Genomic DNA, 4,361 nt, shown 5'->3' with positions numbered 1-4,361 from the left:
GTATCCTCGCCGGATTGCAGAACAACCGCCCGCACGTAGGGTTTCAGCCTAGCCATGTCGATGCTCACCGTCTGCACCGCAGTGGTGGCCGGGCCGACTTGCGAGAAGGTCGCGGCCGTGCCGGCGGTGTTCGTCACCGTGTACCAAGTTCCTGTCGTGGACGACGCATGGGCGATGGTCACGGTGCAGGTTGCGGCGGCGATGTACGGACTCATCTGGACGGCCAGGGTCGCGTTGCCCTTGTATGCAGCTACGCTGACGGTAGTGCCGGTCGTGGACAGAGAAGCCGTGGGCGAAAGAATCTCCACGTACTTCATCTGGTTGGCGTCGGACTGGCCGAACGCCGAAAGCGCGGCGGCGGCCACCAGCGCGAAAATCAGGATCTTTTTCACTTTGTTGTTTCTCCTTATGCGGCCCCGACCGGAATCAACCGGCCGGGGCCATCATTGGTTGGTTGACTAGGACGTGACGGCCGTGTTATAGGCCAGCTTCGCGCCCTGTCGCACCATGACGTCGTAGTCAAGCAGCGCGCGCAGGGTGATTCCGCCGGACGCAAACAACTTCGCGTTGTCGCTGGCGATTTCCACGCCGTTGCCCCAGAAGGGGACCACGACGGTGGACCAGTCGCCGAACCACAGGCTGTTCGCGGGAACGTCCTCGGTGGTGAAGTACGGGAAGCCGATGCAGGTCTTGCTGACCGGATCGAGGACCGTGCGTGCGCCGTCCGCGCCGACGAGCGTCGCGGCCAGCTTCGCCCAAACTTCTGCGGTCATGATGAACTTCTGCCCGTCGGCCTCGGCGTTGTCCGCCATGATGTTGCCGGGGAAGTTCAGGATTTCCGCATAGGTGGGAGTCCCCTTCGTCACGCTCGGATTGTTGATCCCCGTCGCGTTGGTGATCGCGCTCGGCTGGCCGCTTTCGCCGCTGCCGGCGAACACCGCGATCTGGACGCCGCGCATGAGGCGTTCCTCGATCTCGGTGCGAACCAGCGCCTCGATGGCGGGTGTGCTCTGCTCCAGCATCCGGCGGGTCACGTCGACCAACGCGCCGATGGTGTGCGGCGAGCCGGTGACGTTCGCCAGCGTCGGAGTGCTTTCGGTGACGTCCGAACCCTCGGCGACGTGGTAGGCGGTCGCGCCAGCGCTCATCTTCGGGATCGACAGGTTGCCGACCACGCCGGGCATGAAGGTCACGCCCGCCTGCCCGATGACGTACTTCGTCCGCAGCAGGTCGATGAAGTTCGCGCTGTCGAGGTAGGTCGCCACGGTCGCGCTCGACGTGCCGCTAACGGACAGGTCGCGTTGCGAAAGGGCCGCAAAGGGGATGATAACGCCCTTCGGGGTCTTGCCACGCTGGCGGCCGAGTTCCTGCGAGATTTCCGTTTCAAACCCGACGTCGGACTTTTCGCCGGCGAGATTGCGGAGAACGTTCATCACGCTATATTTGCGGTCCTTGCCGATGACAACGGCGGGAGCCTCAATGTCGGCCTTGGTGGCTTGGGCGGCTTCCGGCTTGCGGGCCTTCAGCGCCTCGACCTCCTTGCGGAGCGCCTCGGCGTCCTTGCGGAGCGCCTCGGCGTCCTTCGCCTGCTTCTCGACGATCATCGCGTCCAGATCGGCGCGGCCCTTGCCGTCGTCGATCATCTCCTGCACCTTGTCGGCTTCGATGCCGAACTTGGCGGCGCGGGCGAACAGGCCCGCCATTTCTTTGGGTTCCATTTTCTTGGTCTCCTTGCCGGGTTGTCCGGCGATTTGTTTATTTACTTCTGCCTCGGCACGGCCCACGCCGACGCCCGGATCGGCCGGAACCGGGACGAAACTCGCCTCGTAGGGCATCCATGACATCGCCCGAACCACCGGGATTCCGTCCTGCTCGCCTTCGAGACGGTAGCTGTCGGCGTCCACCCGGTATCCCACGGATGTGTTGCGCCGCAGTTTCCGCACCGCGTCCTGCTTGATCTCCTGCGCCCTCGCGCCCGTGCAAAATTCGACCGGCCCGCCCATCTTGCGGTCGTTCAGCTCCACGCTCATCAGCCCGATCTGGTCGCCGCCGTGCGTATCCAAAATCACAAGCCCGTCCTTGCAACGGCTCATGTCGATTGACTTCTCGCCGTGGTCGAGGATTTCGTAGGCGCGAATCCACTGGCCGTTGAAGTCCACATAGGACAGCACGGGCGCCTCGCTCGAAACGCTCATGCGGACGCTCTGCTCCTCGCCCTCTCCGCGCACCTCGAACGCCGCCTCGCGGTATCGTATGGCGCGGGCGTCGATGGACGGCGCGGGTTCGCTATTCTTCGTCGGTTGCTGGTTTTTCTTCTTCATGTGGTTTTTCAACTTTCTGCTTTCCGACCATGTTCATCGCGGCGTCCTGCGGAACCCCCGCCGCCGTAAGCAGCGCAATGGCCGCTTCCTTTCCGATTCCTCCGGTCGCGTATGACTGCATGATTTCCAGAGCGGCGGTTATTTGCGCTCCGTTCAACACCGGGACGGCCTCCTTCGTATCTCCGGCCTTGACGATTTCCTCGCGCTTCAATTCCTCGACGTTGTCGTCGAAGTCCGTACCCAAGTCGGCGGCCACCTGCGCGTTCGTCTTCCATCCGCGCGAAACGGCCATGTCGGCGGCGTTCATGTCCTTCATCGGGTCCACCCACATCCAGCGCCGCCCGCGGAACTCGTGCTCCGCGAACTTCGGAAACTTCTCCGCCGGGTAGGTGCCGCTGACGGCGAGTCCCAAAAACGACTTGAGCCACATGAGGAAAACCGGCGACTTGTTCTGGGCGATGAACTTATTTTGGAGCTGCGTCCACATGTCTCGTTCGGAGATGGTCCCGACGCGAACGGATGAGAACGAAACGCCAGCCCAGTCGTTGCTGAAATTGGAATATTCGACGCCGAACCCGCTCGCCACGTCGCGCAGCATGGATGCCTTGAACGCCGTCAGCTCGCGGTTCGGATGCTGCGGAACGTTGACCTTGGAATCCCAGCCTGGCGGCAGGACTTCCGCCTGCCCCGGTTCCTTCTCCTGCATATAGGCGTTCGCCTCGTCGGCGTAGTCTTCAAGCGTCAAGTCGCGGATTCCTTCTGGATCGTCGCCGTGCGCGAAATAGGTCCGCACGCTGCAAGCCTCGTCCCGCGCCGCCGTGATTTCGGCCTTGTCGTACTCTTCGAGCATTTTCAGCTTTACGAGCGCCGCGTGGCCCCACGGAATCCCGCGCGTCTGGTCTTCGTCCTCCGGCATGAACCCGTGGATCACCTTCGCGGCCGGAACGCGCAGCAGCGGCCCGCCCCTCCCGTAGTAGCCGCTCTTCGGGTCCGTCGAATGGAAATAATAGGCCACCGTCGCGCCGGTGCGGCGATCCAGTTCGACGCCGCAATAGACTGGATTCTCCGTCGCCGTGGCCTCGCGGAAATAGGTTTCGTCGCAGGCGTCCGGCCGGACGATGCGGAAGGATATGCCGTAGGGATTGTCGGCCACCTGCGGAAGCATGAAATACTCGCCGTCCCGCGCCTCCGTCTTGGCGTTTAGCGCGTCCATTTCGGCGAGCGTCTTGCGCCCGGTAGCGTCGCACCACGTCAGGTTCGTCTCCGGGTCGCGCCACGTCGACCACCGCCAGAAGTGGTACTCGATGAAACGAGAAGCAAGCGCGTCCAGCCGGAAATCCTTTGCGCCTGGGAACCCGTCGTGCGGCGTGGACTTGAAGCCAAACCCGTCGCCGACGACGTTTATGGAGATGAGCTGCAACCAACGCTTGAAGTGCGGGTTGTTTTTCGCCATCTCGCGCGAACGCCCGCGAATCGTGGCGAGCTGGCCGCGTATTTCCTGCGCGCTGAATCCGCCGTCCAGCCGCCATCCGGCCAGCAGGCGGTCGGTCTGCGCCGCCGCGAACGAGCGGACGGCGACGTGCTTCGATTTCGATGAAGAGATGGGCTTGGCTACAGCGGCTTTCCCGGCCCGCGTGCTTTTTGTTTTGCTGGTGGTGGCCTTGGCCGTCATGTGAACCTAGCCCGGATAATGGATGGCTTGCGGTTGCCGGTTTCCCTAGCAACCATGCGGACGCAAAACGCGCGGAGCTTCAGAAGCTCGGAGATGTCTCGGTAGTTGACGCTCATCCCCTCGATGCTCATGCTCCGCTGGTCGCTCGTGCCCCACGTCGCTATGGCCGCGTCCACGCTTTCGAGCACCGTCGCCCACTTGGACGCCAGCAGCGGCGACGCCGAAACGACGATGACGCCGGAATCGACGGCCACCACCTGCGCGACGGCCTCACCGACCGTCTGTGTGGCGATGGCGTCGAACCGGATGCTCCCGGCCGGCAGGGTGAGCGTTTGCGCGGATGTTAAAGCCAGCGCCCACGCGCCCGC

General features: G+C 63.5%; 4 protein-coding genes. All 4 read right to left on the bottom strand.

The genetic code is table 11. From position 1 onward, the window contains the following. A partial coding sequence (locus KA184_22440) for a hypothetical protein (GenBank protein MBP8132348.1) occupies nucleotides 1-392 on the bottom strand: 392 nt, incomplete at its 3' end. Between the two features lie 66 nt (nucleotides 393-458). Beyond that, nucleotides 459-2,321 (bottom strand): phage major capsid protein, encoded by a 1,863-nt coding sequence (locus KA184_22435; protein ID MBP8132347.1) that lies wholly within the window; start codon nucleotides 2,319-2,321, stop codon nucleotides 459-461. Beyond that, the gene (locus tag KA184_22430; protein MBP8132346.1) at nucleotides 2,287-3,993 is read right to left on the bottom strand and encodes a phage portal protein; all 1,707 of its coding nucleotides are present in this window, start codon (nucleotides 3,991-3,993) and stop codon (nucleotides 2,287-2,289) included. Before KA184_22430 ends, KA184_22435 begins: the two co-directional genes overlap by 35 nt. After that, nucleotides 3,990-4,361 (bottom strand): hypothetical protein (locus tag KA184_22425; GenBank protein MBP8132345.1); only part of this gene is annotated, 372 nt, incomplete at its 5' end. The genes KA184_22430 and KA184_22425, both read right to left, overlap by 4 nt.

The sequence above is a fragment of the Candidatus Hydrogenedentota bacterium genome (genome assembly GCA_018005585.1).
Classification (GTDB): domain Bacteria; phylum Hydrogenedentota; class Hydrogenedentia; order Hydrogenedentales; family JAGMZX01; genus JAGMZX01.
Note: the sequence above shows the minus strand (reverse complement) of the source record. Positions and strands in the feature narration are given on the sequence as shown.